The organism is Pseudomonas sp. AC532 (genome assembly GCF_979258965.1).
This window is the reverse complement of record NZ_OZ409888.1, coordinates 387,797-412,559: the sequence shown is the minus strand read 5'-3', so window position 1 is coordinate 412,559 and position 24,763 is coordinate 387,797. Positions and strand designations below refer to the sequence as shown.

24 protein-coding genes are annotated in these 24,763 nt (G+C 64.4%); 6 read left to right on the top strand and 18 right to left on the bottom strand.

What is annotated here, in order from left to right:
* Nucleotides 1-8: 8 nt before the first annotated feature.
* On the bottom strand, nt 9-776 hold the full coding sequence (locus tag ACZ0AV_RS02030; RefSeq protein WP_499149496.1) for an SDR family oxidoreductase: 768 nt from the start codon (nt 774-776) through the stop codon (nt 9-11).
* A 275-nt stretch (nt 777-1,051) separates the two neighbouring features.
* Here ACZ0AV_RS02030 and ACZ0AV_RS02025 point away from each other — a divergent pair, with 275 nt between their 5' ends.
* From ACZ0AV_RS02025 to ACZ0AV_RS02015, 3 genes are all read left to right on the top strand, one after another.
* Nucleotides 1,052-1,738: a FadR/GntR family transcriptional regulator gene (locus ACZ0AV_RS02025; RefSeq protein ID WP_499149495.1), complete on the top strand. Its 687-nt coding sequence runs from the start codon at nt 1,052-1,054 to the stop codon at nt 1,736-1,738.
* Nucleotides 1,653-3,023, top strand: coding sequence for an enolase C-terminal domain-like protein (locus ACZ0AV_RS02020; RefSeq protein WP_499149494.1), 1,371 nt, complete (start codon nt 1,653-1,655; stop codon nt 3,021-3,023). Before ACZ0AV_RS02025 ends, ACZ0AV_RS02020 begins: the two co-directional genes overlap by 86 nt.
* A 265-nt stretch (nt 3,024-3,288) precedes the next feature.
* Nucleotides 3,289-3,726, top strand: a complete 438-nt coding sequence (locus ACZ0AV_RS02015; protein ID WP_499149493.1) for a hypothetical protein — start codon at nt 3,289-3,291, stop codon at nt 3,724-3,726.
* Nucleotides 3,727-3,747: 21 nt separating this feature from the next.
* Here the strand turns inward: ACZ0AV_RS02015 and ACZ0AV_RS02010 are convergent, their stop codons facing one another.
* The 7 genes from ACZ0AV_RS02010 to ACZ0AV_RS01980 all read right to left on the bottom strand — a co-directional run bounded on the left by ACZ0AV_RS02010 (nt 3,748) and on the right by ACZ0AV_RS01980 (nt 11,941).
* Nucleotides 3,748-4,929: an MFS transporter gene (locus ACZ0AV_RS02010; RefSeq protein WP_499149492.1), complete on the bottom strand. Its 1,182-nt coding sequence runs from the start codon at nt 4,927-4,929 to the stop codon at nt 3,748-3,750.
* 145 nt (nt 4,930-5,074) lie between these two features.
* Nucleotides 5,075-5,836 (bottom strand): amino acid ABC transporter ATP-binding protein, encoded by a 762-nt coding sequence (locus ACZ0AV_RS02005; RefSeq protein ID WP_499149491.1) that lies wholly within the window; start codon nt 5,834-5,836, stop codon nt 5,075-5,077.
* Nucleotides 5,833-6,735, bottom strand: coding sequence for an amino acid ABC transporter permease (locus ACZ0AV_RS02000; protein WP_499149490.1), 903 nt, complete (start codon nt 6,733-6,735; stop codon nt 5,833-5,835). The genes ACZ0AV_RS02005 and ACZ0AV_RS02000 overlap by 4 nt, the downstream gene beginning before the upstream one ends.
* Nucleotides 6,732-7,625, bottom strand: a complete 894-nt coding sequence (locus ACZ0AV_RS01995) for an ABC transporter substrate-binding protein (protein ID WP_499149489.1) — start codon at nt 7,623-7,625, stop codon at nt 6,732-6,734. The genes ACZ0AV_RS02000 and ACZ0AV_RS01995 overlap by 4 nt, the downstream gene beginning before the upstream one ends.
* Nucleotides 7,626-7,629: 4 nt before the next feature.
* Nucleotides 7,630-8,979 carry an LLM class flavin-dependent oxidoreductase gene (locus ACZ0AV_RS01990; RefSeq protein WP_499149488.1) on the bottom strand — a complete coding sequence of 450 codons (1,350 nt, stop codon included), beginning with the start codon at nt 8,977-8,979 and terminating at the stop codon, nt 7,630-7,632.
* 10 nt (nt 8,980-8,989) lie between these two features.
* Nucleotides 8,990-10,300, bottom strand: a complete 1,311-nt coding sequence (locus ACZ0AV_RS01985) for an MmgE/PrpD family protein (protein ID WP_499149487.1) — start codon at nt 10,298-10,300, stop codon at nt 8,990-8,992.
* A 357-nt stretch (nt 10,301-10,657) separates the two neighbouring features.
* Complete coding sequence (locus tag ACZ0AV_RS01980; protein ID WP_499149486.1) at nt 10,658-11,941, bottom strand: OprD family outer membrane porin; 1,284 nt, start codon at nt 11,939-11,941, stop codon at nt 10,658-10,660.
* Nucleotides 11,942-12,283: 342 nt separating this feature from the next.
* On the opposite strand from ACZ0AV_RS01980, the gene ACZ0AV_RS01975 reads away from it, so the two are divergent.
* A complete protein-coding gene (locus ACZ0AV_RS01975) occupies nt 12,284-12,466 on the top strand; it encodes a hypothetical protein (protein ID WP_499149485.1) in 183 nt (60 codons plus the stop codon).
* 52 nt (nt 12,467-12,518) lie between these two features.
* Here the strand turns inward: ACZ0AV_RS01975 and ACZ0AV_RS01970 are convergent, their stop codons facing one another.
* Nucleotides 12,519-13,799, bottom strand: coding sequence for an ATP-binding protein (locus ACZ0AV_RS01970; RefSeq protein ID WP_499153264.1), 1,281 nt, complete (start codon nt 13,797-13,799; stop codon nt 12,519-12,521).
* A gap of 62 nt (nt 13,800-13,861) precedes the next feature.
* Nucleotides 13,862-14,575, bottom strand: coding sequence for a response regulator (locus ACZ0AV_RS01965; protein WP_499149484.1), 714 nt, complete (start codon nt 14,573-14,575; stop codon nt 13,862-13,864).
* Nucleotides 14,576-14,740: 165 nt separating this feature from the next.
* Between ACZ0AV_RS01965 and ACZ0AV_RS01960 the strand changes: the two genes are divergently transcribed.
* Both ACZ0AV_RS01960 and ACZ0AV_RS01955 read left to right on the top strand, forming a co-directional pair.
* Nucleotides 14,741-15,529: an MlaA family lipoprotein gene (locus tag ACZ0AV_RS01960; protein ID WP_499149483.1), complete on the top strand. Its 789-nt coding sequence runs from the start codon at nt 14,741-14,743 to the stop codon at nt 15,527-15,529.
* Nucleotides 15,522-15,770: a hypothetical protein gene (locus ACZ0AV_RS01955; protein ID WP_499149482.1), complete on the top strand. Its 249-nt coding sequence runs from the start codon at nt 15,522-15,524 to the stop codon at nt 15,768-15,770. The genes ACZ0AV_RS01960 and ACZ0AV_RS01955 overlap by 8 nt, the downstream gene beginning before the upstream one ends.
* A 50-nt stretch (nt 15,771-15,820) precedes the next feature.
* Here ACZ0AV_RS01955 and ACZ0AV_RS01950 read toward each other — a convergent pair whose 3' ends face one another.
* The 8 genes from ACZ0AV_RS01950 to ACZ0AV_RS01915 form a co-directional block, all read right to left on the bottom strand.
* A complete protein-coding gene (locus tag ACZ0AV_RS01950; protein ID WP_499149481.1) occupies nt 15,821-16,603 on the bottom strand; it encodes an IucA/IucC family C-terminal-domain containing protein in 783 nt (260 codons plus the stop codon).
* A complete protein-coding gene (locus ACZ0AV_RS01945; RefSeq protein WP_499149480.1) occupies nt 16,600-17,397 on the bottom strand; it encodes an ABC transporter ATP-binding protein in 798 nt (265 codons plus the stop codon). The genes ACZ0AV_RS01950 and ACZ0AV_RS01945 overlap by 4 nt, the downstream gene beginning before the upstream one ends.
* A gap of 12 nt (nt 17,398-17,409) precedes the next feature.
* Entirely contained in the window at nt 17,410-18,441 is a 1,032-nt protein-coding gene (locus ACZ0AV_RS01940) for a FecCD family ABC transporter permease (protein WP_499149479.1), read from the bottom strand.
* Complete coding sequence (locus ACZ0AV_RS01935; RefSeq protein ID WP_499149478.1) at nt 18,434-19,423, bottom strand: FecCD family ABC transporter permease; 990 nt, start codon at nt 19,421-19,423, stop codon at nt 18,434-18,436. Before ACZ0AV_RS01935 ends, ACZ0AV_RS01940 begins: the two co-directional genes overlap by 8 nt.
* Nucleotides 19,420-20,340, bottom strand: coding sequence for an ABC transporter substrate-binding protein (locus ACZ0AV_RS01930; RefSeq protein ID WP_499149477.1), 921 nt, complete (start codon nt 20,338-20,340; stop codon nt 19,420-19,422). The genes ACZ0AV_RS01935 and ACZ0AV_RS01930 overlap by 4 nt, the downstream gene beginning before the upstream one ends.
* A gap of 19 nt (nt 20,341-20,359) precedes the next feature.
* Complete coding sequence (locus ACZ0AV_RS01925; RefSeq protein WP_499149476.1) at nt 20,360-22,804, bottom strand: TonB-dependent siderophore receptor; 2,445 nt, start codon at nt 22,802-22,804, stop codon at nt 20,360-20,362.
* Between the two features lie 416 nt (nt 22,805-23,220).
* Nucleotides 23,221-24,168 (bottom strand): FecR domain-containing protein, encoded by a 948-nt coding sequence (locus tag ACZ0AV_RS01920; protein ID WP_499149475.1) that lies wholly within the window; start codon nt 24,166-24,168, stop codon nt 23,221-23,223.
* A complete protein-coding gene (locus tag ACZ0AV_RS01915; RefSeq protein WP_499149474.1) occupies nt 24,165-24,677 on the bottom strand; it encodes a sigma-70 family RNA polymerase sigma factor in 513 nt (170 codons plus the stop codon). The genes ACZ0AV_RS01920 and ACZ0AV_RS01915 overlap by 4 nt, the downstream gene beginning before the upstream one ends.
* Between the last annotated feature and the right edge of the window lie 86 nt (nt 24,678-24,763).

Sequence of the window (24,763 nt, the reverse complement as noted above, 5' to 3'; positions counted from 1 at the left end):
CGAGGCAGCTACAACGTGGCAAGCCACCCGCCGTCGACGTAAATGATCTGGCCACTCACGTAGTTCGATGCCTGGGAAGACAGGTACACGGCCGTACCGATCAGCTCATCCGGCTTGCCCCAACGGCGGCTTGGATTACTGGCCTTGACCCAGCGGTCGAAATCGGGATTGTTCACCAGCGCGGCGTTCATCTCGGTGTGGATGTAGCCGGGCCCAATCGCGTTGCACTGGATACCGTATTCGGCCCACTCCGCGGCCATGGCCTTGGTCAGCATTTTCACCCCGCCCTTCGCGGCGGTGTAAGGCGCGACCGTGGCCCGGGCTGCTTCACTGGTGAGCGAGCCGATATTGATGATCTTGCCGCCTTCGCCGCGAGCGACCATGCGCCGGGCAGCTGCGCGACCGACGATGAACGCACTGGTGAGATTGACGTCCAGCACCCGTTGCCAGTCGGCCAACGGCAACTCGAGCATTGGTTGGCGGTGTTGGATGCCAGCGTTATTGATGACGATGTCGACGTGCACGCCCTGGCTGTCCAGGCTGCTGAACACGGCTTCGACCGAAGCCTCGTCGGCCACGTCGAATGCAAAACCGGTAGCGCAATGCCCCGCGTCAACCAGTTGCGAGACAGCTTCGTCCATACGTTGAGCGTTAGTGCCGTTAAGGACCACCGCAGCGCCCGCTTCAGCCAAGCCCTTGGCATAGGAAAATCCCAGACCGCGTGTGGAACCGGTGATCAGCGCGGTGCGCCCAGACAGATCGAACAGTGAAGACATAGATCGCCTCTCCTCTAGCGCGTCGAAGCGCATTGTTGTTTTGGAGTTCGCTCTTCGAAGCCTCGGATGGCCTACTCATAACATATGTTGATGGTTGTAGGACAAGGCTTCGCTTCGCCATGCTTCTATCCTGAACCGCGTTTTAGCCAACAATCAAGGGGTTTTTTCAGGAAAATTCCGCTTCCCTCCCTTTTGCTTGTGAAAAAACTTGCAGGAGATACCGGAATAGAGTCAACTTATGTGACAAGTTGAAAACAAGAAATGAGTGGTCCGCCGTGAAACCTCAGAACATCGTCAATGACGTCTACGAGCAGATGAAGCGCAACATCCAAGAAGGGGTGTGGCCGCAAGGCAGCAAACTGCCGTCGGAATCGGAATTGATCACCAGCTTCCAGGTCAGCCGCGTCAGTGTTCGCAGCGCAGTGCAGCGCCTGCGGGGACTCGGCATTGTGGTGACACATCAAGGCAAGGGAACGTTCGTCATTGATCATCTCGACCAGCAGGGTCTGAGCGACAACCAGCCGATCATGCACCTGTCGCGAACCGAGTTCGATGACATGCGCGTGTTTCGCGAGACGGTGGAGTTCCGTTGCATGGAGCTGGCCGTCCAGCACGCCACCGAAGCGGACATCGGCCTCATCGAAGCGGCGCTCAACCGCATGCTGGTCAATCGCGATGACTACAAGCGCTACTCCCAGGCCGACTTCGATTTTCACTACGCCATCGTCAAGGCGTCGCACAACAAGATCTTCATCCATGCCATGGATTCGATCCGGCACATCTATCTGTATTACCTCGAAGAATTGAACCGCGTTCTGGGCATCACCCTGGAAAGCGTCAACGCCCATATCAACGTGTACATGGCGATCAAGAACCATGACGCAGTGGCTGCCGCCGAAACGCTCAACCAGGCGATGGCCAGCAACGTCGAGGCTATCAACGAAGCCCACCCACGTTCATGAGTCGAGAACCATCCAAAAACCGGAGATCGAGATGGAATCCATAACAATCACAAATGTAAAAACGATTCTGACCGCCCCCGGCGGCATTGACTTGGTAGTGGTCAAGGTGGAGACCAATCAGCCTGGCCTGTATGGTCTCGGCTGCGCCACCTTTACCCAGCGGATCTTCGCCGTGGAAGCCGCCATTGAGCAGTACATGAAGCCTTTCCTGATCGGCAAGGACGCTCTTCGGACCGAGGATATCTGGCAGTCCGGCGCTGTCAGCGGTTACTGGCGCAGCGGCCCTGTCATGAATAACGCGCTGTCGGGCATCGACATGGCGCTGTGGGACATCAAAGGCAAAGTCGCTAACCTGCCGGTTTACCAGATGCTCGGTGGTCGCTGCCGCGATGGCGTGCCGCTCTACCGACATTGCGATGGTGAAGACGAGATTGCCGTGGAAGACAGCGTTCGCGCGGCCATGGAAGAAGGCTACCAGCACGTGCGTTGCCAGATGGGCATGTACGGCGGCTCTGGTACCGAGGACTTGCGGCTGATTGCCGGCAAGCTGGCCCGCGCCAAGAATATCCAGCCCAAGGTATCGCCGCGCACCAAGACCCCTGGCATCTACTTCGACCCCGATGCCTACCTGCGCGCGGTGCCCAAACTGTTCGACCATCTGCGTAGCACGCTGGGCTTCGGCGTAGAATTCATCCACGACGTGCACGAGCGTGTCACCCCCATTGCCGCCGTGCAGTTGGCGAAGAATCTGGAACAACACCAGCTGTTTTTCCTGGAGGACCCGGTTGCCCCCGAGCACCTGGAATGGCTCAAGACCTTGCGAGCACAAAGCAGCACGCCTATTTCCATGGGTGAACTGTTCACCAACGTCAACGAGTTCAAGCCGCTCATTCAGAACAACCTGATCGACTTCATTCGGTGCCATGTCAGCACCGTAGGCGGCATCACCCCAGCCAGGAAGATTGCCACCTTCGCCGAATTCCATGGCGTACGCACAGCCTGGCACGGCCCTGGCGATATTTCTCCGATAGGCGTGGCGGCCAACCTGCACCTGGACCTGAGTACCACTAATTTCGGTATCCAGGAATGGACACCGCTCAACGACAATCTGCTGGAGGTATTCCCGGGCTGTCCGGAAATCGATCGCGGCTACGCGTACCTGAGCGACCGCCCCGGCATTGGTGTTGACATCGACGAAGAAAAGGCCAAGCGCTTCCCCTGTCAGGGCGGTCTGCCCGACTGGACCAACGCACGTCTGCCGGACGGCACTGCTGCCCGCCCTTGACCGCGCCTGCCCCGGCTGAACATTCCGGCGCCAGCGCCGGGATGCCCTTCTATAAGAGCAGGGGACTACCATGAACATTGAATGGCATCACCGACCGAGGCTTTTGCCAGCAAACGTTGATTCAGCCTGATTTCGCTGATTTTCATCACTTGCAGTCTGGCTTACCTCGGCCGCGCCAACCATTCCGAATGCGCGTTGATCAGGCCGCGAAAGATTTCCCGCTTCCCATCTACACTTCAACGGACACCACCACGGAGTCCACGGAATGGCCAGCAAGAGCGATTTGGTAAGAGCGCTGAAGATCTACAGAGAAAGAGCCGATGACGCCGTTGCCGAGCGAAGCAGGCAGATCGGTGTGGTCAGGGACCAATTGGCCGAGCTGTTCAGGATGGTGGATGTCGATATCTCCGGCATCGCCGGATTGGACCTGATCCGCACTCAAGACCAGCACGCCTTCGATGGCGCGATCATCGAGCTCGAGTCGCTGAAGATCGTTCTGGCAGGAAACACGGTCGACATCCGACCGGAGATCGTCGACTCGTCCCTGCAGGTGATCGTCAGCGACCTGACCCCCGAGCATCCAACCCTTGTCGTTCGAAAGGAGCACGGGCAATGGATCGTCTTTTCGGACGATACTTTCCTGTCACGGTTCAGCAACGACTTTCTCTTGAACCACCTGGTGGACCTGGTGAATCGCTCCTGAGCGACCCGCCAGGTATGGGGTTCAGGCGTGCACGCAGGGGGCTGGCGCTCTGCGGGTGGCCAGCGGTGGTAGCACGCTGAGCAGGCCCAGCAGCGCCAAACCGGCGCCTACCCACAGCGGTGCGCGCAGGCCATAGCCCGCTTCGATGGCGGCCCCTCCTCCCCAGCTGCCCAGCGCCAGGCCAGCGGTAATCACCGAGGTATGCAGGGTATTGACCAGCGGCCCGGACTCGGCGGCTTTCATCACCCGCGCCACCATGGCCGGGTTCAGCGCCACGCCGGTCAGGCCTATGGCGATGAAGCAGCCGAGGTTCAGCCACAACCGCTCTCCGGCCAGGGCAAAGCCGACCATCGCCAGCACCAGCATCAGCAGGCCCCAACCCAGTGCCGTGAGCGTGTGACTGTCGGCATAACGGCCGACGACCATGTTGCCCAGCAGGTTGGCAACGCCATACAACGCCAGCAGCGGCGCCACCATGCCGGGCGCCACGCCAACCTCGTCGATGAGGATCGGTATGCAGTAGCTGAAGGCGGCGAACGTGGCACCGATGATCAGCCCGCTGGTGAGGTACGCCGCCCACAGGCTGCGGTTACCCAGCGTGGTCCACTGGCGTTTCAGGCTGCTTTCCTGGCCGTCGCTGGCGGGCAGGCACAGCGCTGCGAACGCGGTGCAGATCAGCGCAAGCGCCACTACCGCCCAGGAACTGGCACGCCAGCCGTAGTGATGCTCGATCCAGGCGGTCATCGGCACACCCGCCACCGGCGACAGCATCAGCCCTGCCAGCACGACCGCCACTGCCCTGCCCCTCGCCTCCTGCGCCACCATCGCGGCGCACAGGGTCATGCACAAACCGATGCAGGCGGCGCTGGAGACCCCCATGAAGATACGCGCCAGGGCCAGCACCGGGTAACTCGGCGCTGCGGCGGCCAGGGCGCCGGCCGCCACATAGACTGCCAGCAGTCCGATCAGCGCATGCTTGTTGCCGATACCCCGCGCAAGCAGCAGCACGGTGACCGGCGGCCCACCGAGCGCCATGCCCAGGGCATACAGCGCGATAAGGTTGCCGACCTTGGCCAGGCTCACGCCAAAGGCGTCGGCCAGCGCCGGCATCATGCCGGCGACCATGAATTCGGCGGTCACCAACGAGAAGATCGTAGCGCCAAGCAGGTAAACGGTAGCGGGCAGTTTGTGGCGATGGGTCATGGGCATTTCAGGCGGGAAAACGGCTGCACACCCTATGCATTGTTGATCCAATGGTCAAATAATTGCGGCGCATGAGCTCATCGCCGGACGCGCCGCCGGCCTAGGCTGGCAGCGGCCCCGCCGCCGCCTGACCACGGGGCGGCAGCTACAGCACGCTGGCGAGAAACTCGCGCAGCCGCGGGTGTTGAGGGTTGTCCAGCAGCGAACGGGCGTCACCTGCCTCCACCACACGGCCGTTGTCCATGAACACGATGTTGTCCGCCACCTCCCGGGCAAAGCCGATCTCGTGGGTCACCACCACCATGGTGATGCCGGAGTGCGCCAGTTGCTTCATGACCTGCAGCACTTCGCCCACCAGTTCGGGATCGAGCGCGGAGGTCGGCTCGTCGAACAGCATCACGTCGGGCTGCATGGCCAGCGCCCTGGCGATCGCCACGCGCTGCTGCTGCCCGCCGGAGAGCTCGCGGGGCCAGGCCTGCGACCGGTGCGCCAGGCCCACTTGGTCGAGCAACTGCAGCGCCCGCGCCTCCACGTCGGCACGCTTCTGGCGAAGGATGCGAATGGGCGCATCGGCGATGTTCTGCAAAACGGTGCGGTGCGGGAAGAGGTTGAACTGCTGGAACACCATGCCGATACGCTGCCGCTGCTGGGCGACGGTGTTTTCCGGCAACTCGTACAGTGCCTGGCCCTTGCGGCAATAGCCGATCAGCGTGTCGCCGACGTGAATGGTGCCGCCATCGAGCTTTTCCAGGTGATTGATGCAGCGCAGCAACGTCGACTTGCCCGAGCCGGACGGCCCGAGAATCACCGTCACCGAACCCGCGGCGATGTCCAGATCGATGCCGTGCAGCACCGTATTGCCGGAAAACTGCTTGTGTACGCCCCGCAGGCGGATGGATTCACTCATGACTCGGCCTCCTGCGTGCCTTTGTGGCGGCGCAACCAGCTGCCGCGCGCCGGGCCATTGCCGCGGCTGAAGCGTACTTCCACGTAATGCTGCAGCACCGACAGCACGGAGGTCATCACCAGGTACCAGGCGGTGGCGACCAGCAACAATGGAATCACTTCATAGGTACGCTGATAGATGATCTGCGCCGAATAGAGCACGTCCTGCAGCGCGATCACCGAGACCACCGCAGTGGTTTTCAGCTGGCCGATCACCTCGTTGCCCGCGGGCGGCAGTATGGTGCGCATGGCCTGGGGCAGCACGGTTTGCCGGAAGATCTGGCCCGGTCGATAACCGAGTGCTTTCGCGGCTTCGAGCTGGCCCTGGCCGACGCTCTGGATACCGGCGCGAATGATCTCCGCCGCATAGGCGGACTGGTGGATGACCAGCGCCAGAACCGCCGCGCTGAACGGGCTGATCAGCTCGTTGGTTTCTGCACGCCACACTTCGCCCAAGAACGGCAGGCTCAGCGACAGTTGCGGATACAGCGCCGCGATGTTGTACCAGAGAAACAGCTGCACCAGCATCGGCACGGCCCGGAAAAACCAGGTGTAGCCCCAGGCGACGCTGACCAGCACCGGGTTGGAGGATAGCCGCATCAGCGCCAGCAGCGTGCCGCCGGCAAAGCCGAACACCACCGAGATCACCGTCAGCTCGATGGTCATCAGCACGCCGCGCAGAATCGACTCTTCCGTCAGGTTCTGGGCCACCACGTCCCACTCGAAACGTGGATTGTTGACCATCGAGGTGGCCACCAGCGAGAGCAGCAGCAAGACGATCAGGGCGCTGAGCCAGCGCCCCCAGTGACGGTGCTTGACGATACGGAGCCCGGCGATGTCGTCGTCAGGCCGTGGACTCATCGCAGGTTTTCTTCATTGAGGCCGGCGCTTTGCACCGCACCAAAACCGATTTCCCACTTGTCGAGGATCTGCTGGTAGGTGCCATCCTTGATCAGCGAATTGAGCGCTGCCTGGATCGGTTTGCCGAGTGCCGAGTCCTTCGGCAGGGCGATCGACACGATGGTGTCCTCGATGGTGATCTCGCCCGCCAGTTTCAGCGCCTTGACCTGAGAAGCCTGATAGCGCAGGCCCTCGTACGGGCCGAAGAACATCGGTACGCGACCGCTGATCACCGCCTGCACACCTGCCGGGCGGTCCGGAAAGATCGGTACGTTGATGGCCGGCTTGCCATCCGCGACGCAGGCTTCGCTGGCCTGCTGCAGACGGGTCACCTGTGAGGTACCGGCGCCGGCACCGACGGTCTGTCCGCACAGTTCGGCGAAGGTATTGAACGGGCCTTTATCGGCATCCGCACGGCCGATCAGCGCCAGTTTGGAGGCGTTGTAATAGCCGACGAAGTCCACCTGTTCCAGGCGCTTGGCGTTGGCGTCGATGTTGGAAATCGCGGCGTCGTAGCGGCCGGATTTCAGGCCCGGGATGATGTTGTCGAAACCGCCGGTGTCGCGCAGTTCGAGCTTCACGCCGAGACGATCGGCGACCGCGCTGATGATGTCGATCTCGCGCCCGGCCAGGGTCTTGTTGTCGGCCTGGTAGAAGGTGGTCGGCGGCGTGTTCGGGTTGGTGCCGGCGATGATACTGCCGCGTTTCTTGATCGCCTCGGGCAGCGTGTCATGCAAGGCGGCATCGGCAGCGGGTTTGGCGGTGGCGGCGAACGGCACGCCCTTGTCAGCGGCGAAGGCGCCGGACAGTGGCAACAGCGCGAATGCGACAGCGGTCAATGAGTATTTCATCGGGTTATTCCTTCTCGGTCGCCAGCGGGGCAACGGCGGCAAAATTTTCATCAATGGAGGGCAAGCCGAGGTTTTCACGCAGCGTGCTGTATTGGTATTCGGTGCGGAATAGGCCGCGGCGCTGCAGCTCGGGAATCACCAGCTCGACGAACAGTTCCAGCTGCTCCGGCAGTACGGCGGGCATGATGTTGAAACCATCTGCCCCGCCCTGCTCCAGCCAGTGCTGGAAATCGTCGGCGATATCCTGTGCGGTGCCGACCACCACCCGGTGGCCACGCGAACCGGCGGCTACGGCGGCCAACTGGCGCAGGGTCAGGTTTTCCCGGGCAGCCAGCTCGGTGAGCAGCTTGACGCGGCTCTGGCTGCCTTCGGTGGCGGGGATTTCAGGTACCGGGCCGTCCAGCGGATAGGCCGTCATGTCCACGCCGAAACGGGCGGACAACTGCTCGATGCCGTTGTCGATGTCCACCAGTTCGTTGAGCTGGTTCCACACCTCCTGCGCCTGCTCGCGGGTGCGCCCGACGATGGGCATCACGCCCGGCAGAATCAGCAGGTGGTCGGGGTGGCGGCCGGCGTCACGTACGAACTGCTTCTGGCTCTTGTAGAACGCCTGGCCCTCCTCCAGCGAAGACGCGGCGGTGAACACCACTTCGGCGGTTTGCGCCGCCAGTTGCTGCCCGGCAGGTGAAGAGCCGGCTTCGATGATCACCGGGCGGCCCTGAGGTGAGCGCGCGATGTTCAGCGGTCCCTGCACCTGGAAATGCTTGCCCTTGTGGTTGGCCGCGTGGATCTTGCTTTCATCGGAATAACGGCCGGTGTCCTTCTCGCGGACGATGGCGCCCTCCTCCCAGCCATCCCACAGCTTGAAGGCCACGTCGAGAAATTCGCGGGCCATTTCATAGCGGTCAGCGTGGGACGGCAGGTCTTCGCGGCTGAAGTTGCGCGCTGCATCGAGTGAGAACGAGGTGACCACGTTCCACGCGCCACGGCCACGGCTGATGTGGTCCACCGAGCACAACGCGCGAGCCAGGTGGAACGGCTCGTCGAAGGTGGTCGACGCCGTGGCTGCCAGGCCAATGTGCTTGGTTTGCACAGCCAGCGCCGAGAGCAGCGTCAGCGGCTCCAGGCGCGACATGGTGGATGGCAGACGGTGCACGCTGGTGGCCAACGCATCGCCCACGAAGAACATGTCGAACTTGCCCGCCTCCGCGGTCTTGGCGATCCAGGTGAACCAGTCGATATCCGTGGGCGAACCCTGCGCGCCTTCGGCACGCCAGCCGCCTACATGGTGCCCCAGCGCCTGCACGAACAGACCGAGGCGCAGCTGACGGGGTGAAGCGGGTTGCACGGGCATAACCAAATCCTTACTGACAGCGAACGAGGGAAACCAGACGATGCAAGGCAGCATCGTCTGTGAGATTTAGGTCCTGGCTGATCGCGGTAATCCGCTGCTCAGGCAGCGCGTGCAGGTTCTTGCGCAGTTTGGCCTGCACATCGGTGGGCATGGCGGCGGTCTCCTTGCGCGTCACGCAGTGGCTGTGGCACGAACCGTCGGCCATGAACAGGGTGACGCGGTGAAAACGCAGGTCCGGGTCGAGCTCGTCGGCAGGCGCCGTGACGTCCGGCACACGCTGCACGCGTGCGGCCAGCGCGGCGATGGTCGTGTCGACCGGTGCTTCGCCGTAGCGTTCGAGGGACACCGTGCCGTTGATCAACGCATCGGCAATCACGTACTCCAGGCTGAAGCGCGCCTCGACCCCGTTCACCGGCGCGACGATGTTGGGTGCGGTATCGGCGCCTGGCGGAAAGCTGACCTCGATGCGCTGCACCTGATGCAGGTCGACAGTGCCTCCCTGGCGCAGCACGAACGCCGCCTCGGCCGCACTGTGCGTGCCCCCACAGGTGGGATAGCGCTTGAACTCCAGGCCTGGTGAAGTGATCCGCCACGGCGCGCCCCACCCCGCCAACAGGTCGGCGGGATGCTCCACACCGAACCCCAAAGCACTTAGAAAGGCTTCCAGTACCCCTTCGCGCTGTGCAGCAAAACCGCGGCGGGCCAGCTCCACGCTGTTCACTGCGCCGCGAGCGGCGAACCCGGCATGCAGCGCCTTGGCCGATGAGCCGAACTGGGCACGCAGCCCAGAGGCCTGGGTTGCTGCCAGGCCGAGGGCGACTTCGCTGAGCGCCAGCGGCAGGCGCAGCAAACGGCACGCGGCGCCCGTTGCGGCAATTACCCCGAGCGTCGCGGTACTGTGCAAGCCGGCGGCGTAATGGCGGGTGCCAATGGCTTTGCCCAGCCTTCCTGCCAGCTCCACACCGACGATATAAGCATCCACAAAGGCATCAGCCCGCACAGACGGATCTTCAGCGCTCAATGCCAGCAAGGTGGACAGCACCACGGTGCTGGGGTGGCCGCGAAAGGTCGCGTGATAATCGTCGAAATCCAGTGCATGGCTCATGTAGCCAAGCTGCAGCGCCTGGTTCTCCACGCTACCCGCAGCCGGAAATACCGAACGAACCGTTTCCAGCCCCGAGTCGACAAGGAGCCCCTGATGCACCGGCAGCAGGCAGGCGAAATAGTCGGTCAGGCCGTCGCGGGCAAGCGCCCGCTCCGGCTCACCGGGCTGGCCGTTGGCAAGCGCTCGGGCCAACTGGCCGCTAAGGGAAGTAGACAAAAGACACCTGCATAGTAAGGCTATGACACCTATCGATAATTTTTACCATCGCGCATTTTCCTTGGGCCACAAATGCGCGGCAAATACTCAAAAGACATTTGCTTATTTCTAAAGGAAATAACCGGGCCATCCGGTCAGCATTATGCATGCTCGACCTAGCGTACTACCCGCCTCCACGGCTCGAGGCAGGTGTTCTACAGCGCATTGCGTCTGCACGCCGCCAGGCCGGTCAGCAAGCCCGGCTTAGCGGCAAGCTTCGGGTATGCGACCCGAGCATCGCCCCCGGCAACCGCGACGCCGCTGCCTCGTGCTGCCGTTCCTGCAAGACGCGGGCGGTCGATACCACGCCGAGCAGGCTCAAGGCGCAGTGCCGGTGTGCAGGTCCAGCGGATATTCGACGACCAGGTACAGGCGGTCGATGTCCGCGCCCGCCTGGGCGGCGTTGGCACGGTGGGTGACGTGCGCCACGCTCATGGACAGCCCCCGCGCAGCGCCGGTTTGCACCCTATACCCTACGCCCAGGTCGCGCTCCCAGTGCTTGCCGCCGCGCCCCTGCTGCGGCCGATAGCTGCCACCCTCGAACGGATTGTAGGCTCCGCCCTGCGGCGCCCGGGTTCCGTCGACACCGCTGCCACGAACATAGCGCTCCGAAAACGACAGCCCGGCGAGGCCGATGCGTTGGCCATTCCACTGGTAGCGAGCCTGCCAGGATGCTTCGTTGGGTCCGTTGAAATCGGCGAACTTGACCGCATTCGCCAGGTAGATCGAATCGCCACCGACGAAATCGAACGGCGTATCACCCTCGACTTTCTGGTAGCCCAGGCTCAGCGTGTGCGTGTCGAGCGCCACCCGGGCCAACAGGCTGTAGGCCAAGGTGTCGATCCTGCCGGCGCGAGCCGCGCCCGCGTCACGGGTGCGGTAGAGATTGCCATCCACCGACCAGGTGCCCTGGTGCAGCTTGATGTTGGCGTACGCCTGATGCCAGGTATCCTCCAGCGATGAGGCATAGAGCGCCCCGCCCCACGGGCGATCGGGCGGCGCCCAGGTCACCCCGGCGAGGCTGATGCCGCTAAAGCGGGTCGTGGCACCATATCCGGAAAAGTCACCTCGTCCGGAACTCGAATCCTGGTTCTTGAATGCCTCGAAGTGCCCGGCCTGCAGGGTGACGCCGGGCAACGTCCGGTCATCGAAGAACCAGCCCGTGGCGTATTCCGGCTGAAGGCGCTTGTCGCCGGTGTCGAAGACGGGCGTTTGCACCTCCATCTCACCATACGCCAGGGTTCGTTGGCCGTGAACCAGGCGCACTGCCCCACCAGCGGAGGCATACTCGGCGGCACTGCGTCCGCCGCTGTCCACCGGCAGCAGGCCGGTTCCGGCATGGCCGCGTCCGCCATCGAGCTTGAAACCCAGAAAACCGTGGAGGTCGACGCCCACGCCCAGGGTGGAGGGCGTGAGGTCACTGCGGTAACGGCCGATGAAGCCTTGCGCCCATTCACGGGTCAGGCTCTTGCCACTCGCGCTGTCACTGCGAAAATCGTTGTGGATGAGGTAGTTGCGCGACAGCAGCAGCGCATCTGCGGCCATGGCCGGAGATCCGGCAGCGACCATAACGCCCAGGGCGACTGCGTGGCCTGCCTTCATGCCACCTCCGCATCGATGGGCGGCGCCGCCAGTTCGTCGGCAGGGCCGCTGCGCCAGGTGCTGAGCATGGAAACGGCCATACAGTGCTGGCCGGCAAGCAAAAGAGAGGGTTTCATGGTCCACCCGGGTAACGAACAGGGAGGCTGACTATCGGCGTATTCCCCGCCGATTGATTGCACCCCTGTGCCGAAGACACTCGTGCCGAGCCGGTCACCACGCGCTGATGCCTCGCCACCTGCCGGTCTGGGCGGCCACGGCACCGTCACGGGTGGTAATCGAGCCGGCACTTTCATCGGCGCGCAGGCGTCAGAAGCGCACGGCCTCGTTCAAAAAGGGAACCCCATGTCCGCAATCCTCAAGCAGCTCCAAGGTGACGCAATACCCGAGGCGTACCGCCAGCCGGTTCGCGATACCCTGTACCAGGTGGTAGCCCAGGACGGCGAAACGTTTCTGTTCGTCGATGAGCTGGAGGCAGCGGCGAAAGTCGTCGAGCTGACCGAGGTGCCGTCCAGATCCCAATCTTGAGCGGCGCTGCCGACTGACCGGCCAGAGGCCAGCCCTGCAGATCGCAACCCGTTCAGGTAAACGGCAACAGCACCCGCACCGAGAGCCCACCCTGGCTGCGGTTGCGCAGGGTCAGCGTGCCGCCGTGCTCGAGCACCGTGGCGCGCGCAGCCGAAAGGCCCAGCCCGACGCCGCCGGTGTCCTTGTTGCGTGAGCCTTCGATTCGAAAGAAGGGTTTGAACACGTCTTCCTGGTACTCGGTCGGAATGCCTGGCCCACGATCGGTCACGCGTATCTCCACGGCGTGCGCGCGCTCCTCGAGCATTACGCCCGGCTCACGGCCGTATTTGATGGCGTTGTCCAGCAGGTTGCTGAGCAGACGTTTGATGCCGATCGGGCGACCGACGTACACCACGCGGCCAGGGCCAGTCAGCCGCACCTCCACGCCTGCGTCCTTGTAGTCGTCGACCACGGTGTGCAGCAGTTCGGCGAGGTCGAAAGCGGTCACTGGTTCGAGGCGCGCGTCGTCGCGAAAGAATTCCAGCGCACTATTGACCATCGCCTGCATCTCGTCGACATCGCGAAACAGCTTGGCTTGCTGCTCACAATCCTCGACGAATTCGCCGCGCAGGCGCATGCGTGTCAACGGTGCCCGCAGGTCATGGGAAATGGCGGCGAGCATCTGCGTACGGTCGTTGATGAAGTGCTGCAACTGCGCCTGCATGGCATTGAAGGCGACAATGGCGTGGCGAATTTCCTGGGGCCCTTCCACGGTGATCGGCGGCGCACGGAAATCGCTGCCAAAGCGCCTGGCACCGCGGGCGAAGCGCTCCAGCGGGCTCGCCAGGTGCCGCGTAGCGACCAGCGCGACGATGATCGTGGACAGCAGCACCAGGGCGATGACGATCAGGTTGCGCGGCAACTCGTCCAGGCCCCAATTGCGTTTCACTGCGGAAAACTTCACCCACGAGCCATCACGCAGTTCGACCAGCAAGGCGTAACCCGCGCGCGGGTCGTCCGCCGGCCAGTCATCCGGCTCGTACCCCTCGATCCTGGCGTGTGGATTACGCAGCTGTTTGCGCAGAAAGTCCTCGCCGGTGCGAAAGTCCGCGTCGTTGTCTGCGTGCGGCAGCCCCGCCTGCTCATACGCGGGCAGCCAACTGGTGGTGTAGGCCTCGTCGCTCGCGGACCTGGCGATGGCGGGCCGCTGTGCGGGCGGCGCAGCGTCGATGATGCGGCTGATGCTACCCAGGCTTTCCAGCAACCCGGTTTCCAGCAGTGGCGGCCGCGCCCAGACACCGGCGAGCTGGCTGAGCAGCCAGGTCAGCAGCAGCGCCGTGAGCATCGCCGCCATGGTGGTCAGGGCTATCCAGCGCGCCACGGTGTCGCTGGGGCGGGTGAGCCTGGCCAGCAGCTTCACCGTTTCACCAGCACGCTGGGGGTGAACAGGTAGCCACTGTTGCGCACGGTACGGATCATCGGCGAGCCGCTGATGTCGCCCTCCAGCTTGCGGCGCAACCGGCTGACCTGCACGTCGATGCTGCGATCGAAGGCCTCAAAGGCCTCGCCACGGGTCATGTCGAGCAACTGCTGGCGGGTCAGCACGCGGCGCGGGTGTTCGGCGAATACCAGCAGCAGTTCGAACTCCCCGCCGGAGAGCGGAATCATCACCTTGTCCGGCGAACGCAATTCACGGCGGGTCACGTCCAGCTGCCAGCCGGCGAACTCCAGGGTCGGCCGCGGCTTGTCGTTGAGCACGCTCTTGACCTCGCCGGTACGGCGCAACACCGCCCTTACCCGGGCCAGCAGTTCGCGGGCATCGAAGGGCTTGGTCAGGTAGTCGTCGGCGCCGAGTTCCAGGCCCACCACGCGATCGCTCAGTTCACCCATGGCAGTCAGCATGATCACCGCTACCGCGTGTTCGCTGCGCAGGCGCTGGCACAGCACCAGGCCGCTTTCGCCGGGCAGCATGACGTCGAGGATCACCAGGTCCGGCAGCCGCCGCTCCAGCGCCTGGCGCAAGCTGTCGCCGTCAGTCGCCACGTCGACGCAATAGCCGTGTTGCTCGAGGAATTTCTTGAGGAGGGCGAGGACTTCGAGGTCGTCGTCCACTAGCAGTAAATGAATCACGCGAGGCTCGCTGCCGGTCGTTCGGGGATGGGTTATCTAAAACCATTGGCGCAGGCGCGTCACATATTTCAATTCGGCAATAAAGCTGCGAATCCGCAACAGTGCAGACATCCGTGGGAAAAACGGCGGCGGCAGCATGCCTGCAGTTCCCATCGAGGTTTCACCATGCCGACCATTGCCCTCTCCTTTCCCTTCGCCCGTACACTGGCGCTCTCCGTTGCCGTCGCGCTGGCCGCTGGCTGTGCCAGCACACCGCCCGATGCGCCGTCCGCCACCTGCCAGGCCCTGAGCCATCCGGCCTACGACCCGGCCGAACCCGTCAATCGCGGCATTTTCGCCTTCAATCGGACGGTCGACGACTACCTGCTGTCGCCGGTCGCTCGCGGCTATCGACACCTGCCAGGGTTCTTCCAGAGCGGCGTGCACAATTTCGTGGCCAACTTCGGCGAGCCCAAGGTGTTCATCAACGACCTGCTGCAGGGCAACGGCCGACGCTCGGCGACGACGCTGGGCCGCTTCGCGGTCAACACCACCGTGGGCATCATCGGTCTGATCGACGTCTCGGGGCGTCTCGGCATGCAGCGCCATGAATCCGACTTCGGGCAGACCTTCGGGGTGTGGAATATCGCCAGCGGGCCGATCGTCGAGCTGCCGCTGTTCGGCAGTGCCAACCTGCGAGACGCCACGGGGCGCGTGCTGAGCTTTGCGGTGTCACCACTGGGCGACAACAGCGACACGCTGGAAACCCTAGACGCGGTGGATACCGTAGGCGGCGCAGTCGACGGCCGCGCCGAAGCCCTGCCGCTGACCGACGAGCTGCGCAAACAGCCCGATTACTACACGGCGCTGCGCGATTCGGTGGCCGAGCGTCGAGCGCGCCTGGTGCTCGAAGGCAAGCGCGGGGCCGAACTGGACCTTGCCGACGGCTGCGAGAATGAGGTGATGGATGAGTGACGACAAGGTACTGCTCTTGCACCGGCGGATCAGAACGCCGGACATCGCTTCACTGCACTGCCGTGAACTGGATTTGCGCATCGACGCCGATGGCCGTCACCTGGTACTGAGCCGCTATACCGAGCTGTATCGCGGGCACCGCTCGATCTGGGGCGCGACCCATGATCACAAGGTGCCGCTGGTCAGCCTGTTGCGCTGGGTGATCAGCCGGGAGCATCGGTCCGCCAGCGTTAACCGCTGATGCATCAGCGCGAGTGGCCTGCCTCGGCAGCCGGCCGGCCCCTGTATGCCTTATCGTGCTCGCTTGGGCCGGATCAACGGGCAGGTCGAGCAGTATTCCACCGGCTTGCTGGCCTCGTAATAGAAGCAGCAGGTGCGGCGGAAGCGTACAGCGCGTTCACCCTCGTCAAGCAGGGTGAGCGGACGGTTGAAGTGCGCCAGGGGGTTGTAGTCGAGGCCGAATACGTCGGCAGGCGCACCCTCTGTCAGCCAGCGGAAATCATCGGCACAGCGCTGGCGAGTGGCTGCGCAGTCGAGTTTGGCCAGACGCTTTTCATACAGCGAATACACCCGCACCGCGGTGTTTTCCCAGAGGATGCGCCGCGACACACCGGTGGCCCGGTGGAAGGTCTCCCACAGCGGCTGGAGCAGGCCGGCGAAAAGCTCGATCGCCACGCCCTCGCGCCAGGCTTCACGGGCACCAGGCAGGGGACGGCTGATCGCCAGGTCGCGCAGCGCCAGCGACGAACTCCACAGGCCATTATCGTGGCCATACTCGACAATGGTGTTGTCCAGCGACAGCTGCAGCCCCTTGTCGTACGCCGACATGGCGTACAGGCAGGCGCCGGTGAGCAGGAACGATTGGCGCTTGCCCAGCAGCGATGCGCTGGTGCGCCTTGACGGCGAGCCGATCAGCGGGCCCAACACATCCAGCAGCGCGGTGCACACGGCCTCGTCGAGCAGGTCGCGAGCAGCCAGGCTGCGCGGCAGGTCGCGTTGCCCCGCGCCGCGCAGCCGCAACGGCCCGCTCAGGGTCGCCCATTGCGGCTCGGTGAAAGGCTGCCCGCGGTTCATCGCGGAATATCCCGGCCAAAGGGGATGCACAGGGGGGTATGAAAGAACGGGTCGGCAATGATCCGACAGTTCAGGCCGAATACCTCCTTGACCAGCGCCTCGGTGAGGATCTCCGCGGGTCGCCCCTGGGCATAGGCAGTTCGCTGATGCACGGCGACCATGTGGTCGGCATAGCGGCACGCCAGGTTGAGGTCGTGCAGAACCATGACGATGGTCTTGCCCTCCTCCCGGTTGAGTTCACGCAGCAGGTCCAGCACTTCGATCTGGTGGGCCAGGTCGAGAAAGGTGGTCGGCTCGTCGAGCAGCACCAGTTCGGTTTCCTGGGCCAGGGTCATGGCGATCCAGGCGCGCTGTCGCTGCCCCCCGGACAACGCATCGACGGGGCGCTCGGCCAGCTCGTCCAGCCCCGTGCGGGTCAGCGCCCGGGCTACGACCGCTTCGTCCTCGGCCGACCACTGGCGCATCCAGCTCTGGTAGGGGTAACGGCCCAGCGCGACCAGCTGGCGCACGCTGATGCCCTCCGGCGGCACCGGCATCTGCGGCAGGATCGCCAGCTCACGGGCCACCGCCGCAGTCGGTCTGCGCTGGATGTCGATGCCATTGAGGATCACCGCCCCTGCTTGCGGCTTGAGCAGCCGCGCGAAAGATTTGAGCAGTGTGCTCTTGCCGCAGCCGTTGCTGCCGATCAGCACCGAGACCTGCCCACGCGGCAACTCGATATCCAGACAATCGATGATGGTCTGGCGCTGGTAGGCCAGGGTCAGGTTGTGGCTTGCGATCGAGGTCGAAGTCATGCGGTGGGTTCCTCACTGCCGCTGCTTGATCAGCAGGTACAGAAAATACGGGCTGCCGAACACGGCGACGAAAATACCGGCGGGCAGGTCCAGCGGCAGGAACAGGGTGCGCCCGGCCAGGTCGGCGAGCATCACCAGGTTGGCACCGACCAGCGCCGCCATGCAGGCCTGGGCAGCGAAACCAATGGGGATCAGTTGCCGGGCGATATGCGGTGCAATCAACCCCACGAAGGCCATCGCGCCGCCCCAGGCGATCGCGCCGCCCGCCAGTGCCACGCTTACCGCGAGCAACGCGGCGCGCAGCCACTGCACGCGCACGCCGATACCGCGGGCCAGCCCTTCATCCAGCTGCTGGACCACCACGTGCCGGGCCAGCAGCATCAGCAGCGGCAGCAGGCACGCCAGCAGCGTGGCCAGCGCCCGGACAGCCGGCCAGCCGGCGCCATACACGCTACCGGTCAGCCAGACGTAGGCCGACAGGGTGGTCGACAGCGGGCTGAACACCAGCATGAAGGTGGTGGCAGCGCCCAGCATGGCCGACACACCTACCCCTATCAGCACCAGCCGCAAGGGTGAAGTGCCCTGCTTCCAGGCCAGCGTATACACCGCCAACGCGGCAACCCCTGCGCCCATCATCGCCGCCAGCGGCAAGCCCACCATGCCCCATGTGCCGCTGAAAATGGCCAGGTACAACACCGCCGCGGTGCCGGCACCACTGGACAGCCCGAGCAGGTCCGGCGACGCCAGCGGGTTGCGCACGATGGCCTGCAAAATCAGCCCGGAAACCGCCAGCGCGCCGCCGATCTGCGCCGCCAGCAACAGCCGCGGCAGGCGCAGCTGCTCGACGATGAAGGACAGGCTCGCACTGCCCTCGCCGCCCAGCATGCGCAGCACGCTCCATGGCGACAGCACCACCTTGCCAAGGCACAGGTTCACCAGCACGACCACGGCGCTGAACAGCAGGGCCAGCAGCAGGCGGCGCGCTGGCTGCGGCTCGACGCGCCGGGAAAACCCGCGCCAGCGGATCACCGTCGGCTCAGCCATGACGACCTCCGCGCCTGGCCAGGGCGATGAAGAACGGCGCACCGAAGAGCGCCGTCATCACCCCGACGGGCATTTCCTGCGGCAGGATTACCACCCGCGCGAGCATATCGGCGACCAGCAGCAGCGCGGCGCCGAGCAGTGCACAGCCTGGCAGCAGCACGCGATGATCGATACCGATCAGGCGACGCACCACATGCGGCACGATCAGGCCAATGAAGCCGATACTGCCGGCCAACGCCACTGCGCTGCCGGCCAGCATCACCACCAGCACGCCCAATTGCAGGCGAGTCAGCCCCGTACGCTGACCCAGCCCGACGGCGATCTGCACGCCGGCATTGAGCACATTCACCTGCCCGCCAAGCAGGCACGCTGCGAGCAGGCCCACCAGCGCACAGGCAATGAATGGCTGTGCGCTGGCCAGGCTGCGCTCGCTGAGCGAGCCGGCCAGCCAGAACAGCACCGTATCCAGGCCTTGCTGGTCGATCACCAGCAGCGCCTGGCTGAACGCAGTGAACAGCGCGGTAATCGCTGCACCGGCCAGCACCATGCGCAGCGGGTTGAGCGCACCCTGGCCGAGGTTGCCCACCAGCCAGACCAGTGCGCCGGCCACCGCTGCGCCGATGAAAGCGCTCCACAACCACTGCTCGGGCGAGCTGATGGAAAACAGCGACAAACACAGGATCAGCGCAAAGGTCGCCCCGGCATTGATGCCGAACAAGCCTGGTGATGCCAGCGGGTTACGGGTCATCGCCTGCATCAGCGCGCCGGCTACCGCCAGGCTGGCGCCCACCACCACGGCGGTCACCGTGCGTGACAGCCGCGTGGTGCTCACCAGCAGGTAATCGATGTTCGACGGAGCGCCGTGCAGCAAGGCGTCGAGCACGCTGGACGGAGCAATCCAGCGGGCTCCGATGGACAGGCTGAGCATGCAGCAGGCCAGCAGGCAGGCGGCGGCGACCGCCAGTTTGCCGAGCGCCGTCATGGCCGGGCAACCGCCAGCAGGGTGCGCTCGATGTCATCGAGTACCCGGTTGGCTCCGAGGATTCCGCCGGAAAATATCCAGGCCACGCCATCCACCCACCACACCTGCCCCGCTTGCGGCGCCACCATTTGCCTCCACAGCGGATGCGCCGTCAGGCTCCGGTAGTGGCGCTGCACGCCCGGGCTGTCGGCCCGGCCGAACACGAAGAACACATCGGCATTCACCACCGGCAGGCTTTCACGGTTGCTGAGTTTGATCGACACCCCCGTGGCCGCCCGGCTCTGCTCGTTCCAGACGAAACCCAGTGCACTGAGCACGGCCCCGGCGAAGCTGTCCGGCAGGTAGCTGCGCAGGTGGTCCTCACGCACATCCAGCACCGAGACACTGAGCGGCCAGCGCTCGCCAAAGCGTGCCTGCAGGCGGGCCCGCAGCGCGGCGATGCGCAGGTTCCAGCCGGCCTGCAAGCTGGCTGCCTCGCCCTGGCGCGCGGTGGCGGCGCCCATCACGCTGAGGGTCTTCTGGAACTCGAACACTTCGTCCAGCATGACCACCGGGCACAGCTGTTCGAGCAGCCCGAGGATCCGCTCATGACGAAAACGTGACGCCACGATCAGGTCCGGTGCCAGCAAGGCGATGTCTTCGAGGCTCGGCTGGGTTTCCAGGCCGACATGGGGAACGCCGGCCAGCGCAGCGCGCAGGTAGCGATACATGGGCTGTTCGCTCCACGAATCGACCACACCGGCCGGCCGAATGCCAAGCGCCACCGCCGTGTCGGTGGCGCCCTGGAACAAAGTGATGACCCGCTGCGGTGCCAGCGCTGAGGCCGAGCGTGGCCACAGCGCAGCGCTCGCCAGCACGCTCAGCGACAACCGCACCGCCTCGCGCCGGGACAGCGTGCGAGGCACTTCAAGCGTCATGGAACAACCACACCCATCCTCAGAACCCCAGGGTGGCCGACAGGATGAAGGTGCGCGGCGTGGAAACAGTCAGGCCCGGCTCACTGTCATCCGAGGCGCCGGCCGAGATCCAGTCACGCGTGTTGAGCACGTTCTCGACCGTGCCGCGCAGCGTGACGTCCGTATCGTCGACCTTGAAGGCGTAGCGAGCGCCGAGGTCATAGCGCTCCCAGGAGTCGATTTCCTTGGTGTTGGCCTGGTCCAGGTACTGGGAGCTGCTGTACATGCCGCGAGCGGTCAGAGTCAGCCCCTTCACCTTTGGGATGTCCAGTTCGGCGCCCAGGTTGGCGTTGTACTCGGGGGTCGCAGGGGCGCGATTGCCGTCGGTGGCGCCGCCGTTATTGGTATCGGTCAGCTCGCTGTCGATATACATCACGCCGCCCATCAGGCGGAAACCTTCGACGGGTTCGCCGAACAGGTTCAGCTCTATGCCGTGGTTGATGCGCTTGCCGCTGGGGCCGAAGGTGCCCTCGACCTGCGTGCCGACTGGATCAGCGGTCTCGTAAGCCGGCTGTTTGATACGAAACACGGCAGCCGTAACGGCGAGCTTGCCCATGTCGTACTTCGCACCGGCCTCAAGCTGACGACTGATAAAAGGCGGGAATATCTCATCTTCGTTGTTGGAGGTAGATGGAGCAATCTTGCCCTGGCTCAGACCTTCCATGTAGTTGGCGTAGAGCGACAGCTGGTCAGTAGCCTTGAACAGGACGCCGACCGACGGCGACAGCTTCTCTTCGTCGTAGCCGGTTTCACCTTTGACGCCGTTCTCCCAGTCGTCGACTTTGATCCGCTGCCAACGCGCGCCCAGGGTGACCAGCAGGCGATCATCCATGAAACCCAGCGTGTCGGACAACGCGACGCCGCTGAAACGGTTTTCAGTGTAGACCTTTGGATCAGGACGAGTGCGCACGGCCGGCTCCGGCGTGGCAATCGGGTTATACAGATTGCCCGCACGGTTGGCGTAACGCCCGCCACCGTTTTCGAAGTCCAGTTCGAAATAATCAGCCGCCAGGTTCACTTCATGACTGACCGCCCCCGTCTGGAACCACTTGCGTACCCCGGCATTGACCGTGCGCACGTCTTCATCGCGGGTGAAATCACGCGGCGAAATGGTGAAATCACCGGCCGCATTGGTGATCGACACGTTGTGGCGCACAAAATCGTGATTGCTCTTGCGCGCGCCCACAGCACCATAAACCATGGTCGAATCATTGATATCGTACTCGCCACGCAGCGCCCCGAAGGTGTCGCTGGTCTCGGCCTTGGTCCAGGCCTGGGCGTAGTTGTGGCGCACGTCACTGGCTCTTGGCACAGGCGCAGCGTCAGCGACGAGCACGCGCTCCTGGGGCGCATCGGTGTCGCGCTCGGTGTGACCGACATCCATGGACAGGCGCAGGCGCTCGTCGCGGAAGTCCAGGCCTACCACGGCCATCTCGCGGTTGACTTCCTGGTGATCCCATTCGGTATCGCCGGATTGCTTGACACCGTTGAAACGGATGCCGAAACGGTTGTCTTCACCGAATCGACGGCCGACATCGACCGCGCCACCCACCTGGCTGTCCGAGGCATAGGTGCCGGTGAATTCGGTGATCGGCTTGTCGGTGGCGCGCTTGGGTACCACGTTGATGCCACCGCCCACGCTGCCACGCGGCGAGATGCCGTTGACCAGTTGGGTCGGCCCGCGAAGGATGTCGACGCGGTCGGCCATCTCCATATCGATGGAATAGGTCGGCATGATGCCGTACAGCCCGCCGTAGGAAACATCGCTGTTGAAGAGGCTGAAACCGCGAATGGTGAACTGCTCGAAGCGACCGCCGGCCGGGTTGGTGGAACGCACCGCCGGGTCGCTGGCGGTCAGGTCAGCCAGGGTCCGCGACTGGTTGTTCTTCACCGCCTCGCTGGTGTAGGTGGTCATGCTCAGCGGCGACTCCATGAAATCCCGCGAGCCCAGCAGCCCCTGCGAACTGCGGCGTGCCACCTGACCGCCGGCGTAGCGCTCGCCTTCGACGCTTTCCGATGGCAGCGTGACGCCGGTGATCGCCGTCGGCGCGATTTCCATCGCAGCACTGCCATCGGCTGCGGGCAGCAGGGTGTAGGCCTCGCTGCCAACTGGCTGCAGACGCAGCCCGCTGCCCTGCAGCAGGCGCGCGAAACCTTCGTCGACGCTGTAGCTGCCGGAGAGCCCTTGCGTGCTACGCCCGCTGACCAGCGCCGGGTCGACCGAAAGGCTCACCCCCGCCTGGCTGGCGAACCGGCTCAATGCCGCCCCCAGATCGCTACCCGGGATGTTGTAGCTGCGCTCCTCGGACTGAGCGTGAGCGGCGAACGGCGCCACCGCCCCGAGGCCGAGAAGCAGGCTCAGGCAGACCGTCGAGTAGGAAATGGATGACACCAGACGAGGCCGATGACGTGTCATGAAAGGCATTGGCGAGATTCTCTATTTGATTCGACTACTACCCATGACAGGCCAGTACGCAAAAAGGGACAGCCACCTGAATAAATTTTCCCGCCCGACGACAAATCTGGCTCCTCCCGCAGGAGCCGCGACCCCGCGGCGAATGGCGGGCGCGACATCGACCCTGCGGTACGGCCGCCATCTTTCGCGCCGGGGGGACGCTACGGGCCTGCTGCATTCGCGTAGGAGCCGCGACCCCGCGGCGAATGGCGGGCGCGACATCGACCCTGCGGTACAGCCGCCATCCTTCGCGCCGGGGGCGACGCTACGGGCCTGCTGCATTCGCGTAGGAGCCGCGACCCCGCGGCGAATGGCGGGCGCGACATCGACCCTGCGGTACAGCCGCCATCCTTCGCGCCGGGGCGACGCTACGACGCGGGTGGAAGTCAGGCGGAGCGTTCGCGGGGTACCAGGGTGACCCAGTAGCGGGTGCGGGCATGCACGTCCAGCGGCAGGCTGGCGGCGAGCAGGTCGAGGATGCCGTCGGTGTTGGCCAGGCGGAAGCTGCCGGTGACGCGTAGCGACTCCAGGGCTGGCGACCAGCGCAGAATGCCTGGCCGATAGCGATCCAGTTCGCGCAGAAAATCGCCAAGCGGCTGGTTGTCGGCCATCAGTACCCCGTCGCGCCAGTCTGGCGCCAAGGCATCGAAGGTCTGGGTGGACTCGATCTGCCCGGCACGCAGGCGCACCCGCTGACCAGGCCCCACTACGAGCGGCGCCCTCCCCTCTGGTGCCAGCTGGGCGGAACCGCTGAACACCGAGAGCTCGCATGTTTCGCTGTACTGGCGAACGCAGATCGCTCCGCTATTGACGATCACCCGCCCCTGGGCGGTATCGATGGCAAAGGCGGATGCGCCGGCGATCCTTACAGCGATCTCGCCGCGCACCAGGGCAAGTTGCCGCCGCCCGGCGTCAAGGTTCACCGCCGAGGCGGTGTTCAGCTCGATACTGCTGCCGTCGGCCAGGGTTTGGGTGCGGCGCTCGCCCGTTGCGGTGGAGAGGTCTGCCCGCCAGACGTCGATCGGCAGTTCGCGCGACACCAGCCAGGCCGCTGGGGCCGCCGCCGCCAAACCGAGCATACCCTTGAGCATCCGCCTGCGACCTGCGTCCGGGCGGTCGAGGCTGGCCATGGCGAGCTCCGGCGGCAAGCCGGCGAAACGGCTGCGCAGCGCCTGAACCCGCTGCCAGGCGTGCTCATGGCTGGTACTCAGTTCGCGCCAGCGTTGCAAACCGGCATGATCCTGTTCACTGGCCTCGCCCGACTCGATCAGGGCCAGCCACCGTGCCGCGGACCGCGCCGTTTGCCGGGGCTCGTCAGCAGCCTCGCGGCTCAACACAGCTCGGCCAGCAGACAGTGTTCATAGGCTTGCGCCATGTAACGCTTGATGCTGCGCTCTGAAACTTCGAGGCGCTCGGCTATCTCCCGGTAACCCAGCCCCTCGAGCTGACTGAGCAGGAAGGCACGCCGCACCACCCGGGGCAAGCCATCGAGCAGCTCATCCAGGGCCTGCAGGGTCTCCAGCACCAGCCAGCGCTGTTCCGGCGAGGGTGCACAGGCATCGGGCAACTGCTGCAGAGCATCGAGATACGCCTGCTCCAGGCTGCGCCGCTTGTGCAGGTTGATCAGCAGGCGCTTGCCGATGGTTTTCAGGTAAGCACGCGGCTCCTGCAGGTCGGCGATGGCCTGGGAACCCGAGAGCACGCGAATGAAGGTGTCCTGACTGAGGTCGGCCGCATCCCAGCCGTTGCCCATTCTGCGGCTCAGCCATTGTTCCAGCCAGGTGCGATGGTCACGGTAGAGATCGTGAAAAGCCTGCTCACTGGGTACCGCCGAACCGAACATTGCAGAACACCTGCCTAGAGAACCAATAACGAGATCGATTCTAATTAACAACTGTCCGGAGCGGTAGCCTTGTCGGTGGATTTCGC